General features: G+C 54.9%; 4 protein-coding genes. 3 read left to right on the top strand and 1 reads right to left on the bottom strand.

Annotation, left to right across the window (positions count from 1 at the left end):
- Positions 1-965, bottom strand: a 965-nt coding sequence (locus tag ACIOVB_RS27460; RefSeq protein WP_401272271.1) for a DnaA ATPase domain-containing protein, incomplete at its 3' end; no start/stop codon positions are given.
- Positions 966-1,531: 566 nt separating this feature from the next.
- On the opposite strand from ACIOVB_RS27460, the gene rpmH reads away from it, so the two are divergent.
- The 3 genes from rpmH to yidD form a co-directional block, all read left to right on the top strand.
- Positions 1,532-1,666, top strand: a complete 135-nt coding sequence (rpmH, locus tag ACIOVB_RS27465; RefSeq protein ID WP_003213577.1) for a 50S ribosomal protein L34 — start codon at positions 1,532-1,534, stop codon at positions 1,664-1,666.
- A gap of 16 nt (positions 1,667-1,682) precedes the next feature.
- The gene (gene rnpA, locus ACIOVB_RS27470; RefSeq protein ID WP_401272273.1) at positions 1,683-2,084 is read left to right on the top strand and encodes a ribonuclease P protein component; all 402 of its coding nucleotides are present in this window, start codon (positions 1,683-1,685) and stop codon (positions 2,082-2,084) included.
- On the top strand, positions 2,077-2,292 hold a 216-nt coding region (gene yidD, locus ACIOVB_RS27475; protein ID WP_401272272.1), incomplete at its 3' end, for a membrane protein insertion efficiency factor YidD. The genes rnpA and yidD, both read left to right, overlap by 8 nt.

Here is a 2,292-nt window from a genome sequence, read left to right on the forward strand (position 1 = left end):
AGGCGCTCTTCAAGGCCTTCGATTTCTTTCGGATAGCGGTCACTGGTGAGAATGACCTGCTGACCACCTTCAAGCAGGGCGTTGAAGGTGTGAAAAAACTCTTCCTGGGAACGCTCTTTGCGGGCGAAGAACTGAATGTCGTCAATCAACAAGGCATCCACCGAACGGTAGAAACGCTTGAACTCATTGATTGCGTTCAGTTGCAGCGCCTTGACCATGTCGGCCACGAAACGCTCGGAATGCAGGTACACGACCTTGGCATTCGGGTTCTTCTTTAATAGATGGTTACCCACCGCGTGCATCAAGTGGGTCTTACCCAAGCCAACGCCACCATAAAGGAAGAGTGGGTTGTAGCCATGCTTGGGATTGTCCGCCACTTGCCAGGCCGCCGCGCGAGCGAGCTGGTTGGATTTACCTTCGACGAAATTCTCAAAGGTGAATGTGCGGTTCAGGTAACTGGTGTGCTTAAGCGCGCCTTCGACCTGCACGGTGCGCTGTTCGGCGCGAACCGGGGCCTGTTGCGAGGCGGCACCGGCCATCGGGTCGAAGCTGTCGCGAGATGGCTCTTCGCTGACTTCAGCGGTTTTCTGCGTGGAACGCTTGGCCGGAGCGGGCGCCGGGGCTGGCGCTGGCGTGTTCGCTGGCGCGGCATTGGCCTGAGCCTGGGAAGCTTGCGCAGCGGCTAACGGAGCATTCGGTGCTGCACGCGGCGCCGAGCTGCGCTTGCTGCCTATTAATAAGGAAAGCGCAGGCGCCATGCCGTTGCCGTGCTCATCCAGCAGTTCGAGGACGCGTCCCAGGTACTTTTCGTTGACCCAGTCCAGCACGAAACGGTTCGGTGCGTAGACGCGCAACTCGTCGCCTTCGGCTTCGACCTGTAGTGGACGGATCCAGGTGTTGAATTGTTGGGCAGGCAGCTCCTCGCGCAAAAGCTCCACGCACTGCTGCCAAAGTTCCACTGACACGGATATCCCCTAAGTTGAAAGCCGGTGAGGCAAAAACAAGCGGCCATTGTAGCGGCGAGCCGTCCACTTATCCACATGCAGGTTGTGCGGTGACCATGATTTATCAATGCGTTAACCGGAAAAAAGGCGACCAACGGTGTGTGAATAAGCTCTGTGGATAACCGCCTCTAAGGGCACTGGACAACTGGGGGCGAAACTCGGTGGATAACCTGCCTGTGGATAACAGCCCTTTCCACACACAGGTTATCCGACAGCGCAGCACAGGCTGAACACGGTTTTCCACTGTAGTTGTCATTCTCTGTACACCACGTAAAATATGGCCTGATGGCAGTTATCCACAGATGAATGCCGCCCTAGCTTTTATAAGCTTTACAGAAAAGCTTTAAATAATTCCCTTCTTTATTTTTATGTATGGTGAACAGGCTTTCAGCCAAAGAAGTGCCCGAGATCTATTTATAAGGAAACGTTGGTTGGAAATTGACCTGAAGGCTTGCTTTCTCTAGAATCCCCGGTCTCTTAAAACGGGGGCCATTCCGGCCCGTTGTGGACGAACCAGGTAACACGACATGAAACGTACTTTCCAACCAAGCACTATCAAACGCGCTCGTACCCACGGCTTCCGTGCTCGCATGGCAACCAAGAACGGCCGCGCAGTCCTGTCGCGTCGTCGCGCCAAAGGTCGTGCGCGTCTGGCAGTTTGATAATCCGGTACTGGAGGTGAGTCAGGACTTCAGTCGGGAAAAGCGTCTGCTTACCCCCCGGCATTACAAGGCAGTCATTGACTCCCCTACCGGCAAGGTTCCGGGGAAAAATCTCCTGCTCCTTGCACGCAACAACGATCTTGATCACCCCCGTCTCGGGCTGGTTATCGGGAAAAAGAGCGTAAAGCTCTCCGTTGAGCGCAATCGCCTCAAACGTCTGATGCGCGAATCGTTCCGTCTGCACCAGGATTCACTGGTCGGCTGGGACATCGTTATCGTCGCGCGCAAAGGTTTGGGTGATGTAGAAAACCCCGAATTGATTCAGCATTTCGGCAAGCTCTGGAAGCGTCTGGCCCGTAACAAGCCAGTTCCAGCAGTCAACACCGAAACTGTAGGGGTAGACAGTCCTGATGCGTAAACTGGCCCTCGTTCCGATCCAGTTTTATCGCTACGCCATTAGTCCTTTGATGGCCAGTCACTGTCGTTTCTACCCCAGTTGTTCCTGCTACGCGTATGAAGCCATTGAAAATCATGGCCTTCTGCGCGGTGGCTGGCTGACCTTTCGTCGTTTAGGTCGCTGTCATCCGTGGAATCCCCGTGGTTATGAACCGGGTCCGCCTATCCCT

It is taken from the genome of Pseudomonas sp. NPDC087639 (assembly GCF_044743385.1).
Lineage (GTDB): Bacteria > Pseudomonadota > Gammaproteobacteria > Pseudomonadales > Pseudomonadaceae > Aquipseudomonas.

What these genes read in the sequence shown, in the direction of transcription:
- rpmH (WP_003213577.1), top strand. Translation starts at nt 1,532, where the DNA reads ATGAAACGTACTTTCCAACCAAGCACTATCAAACGCGCTCGTACCCAC.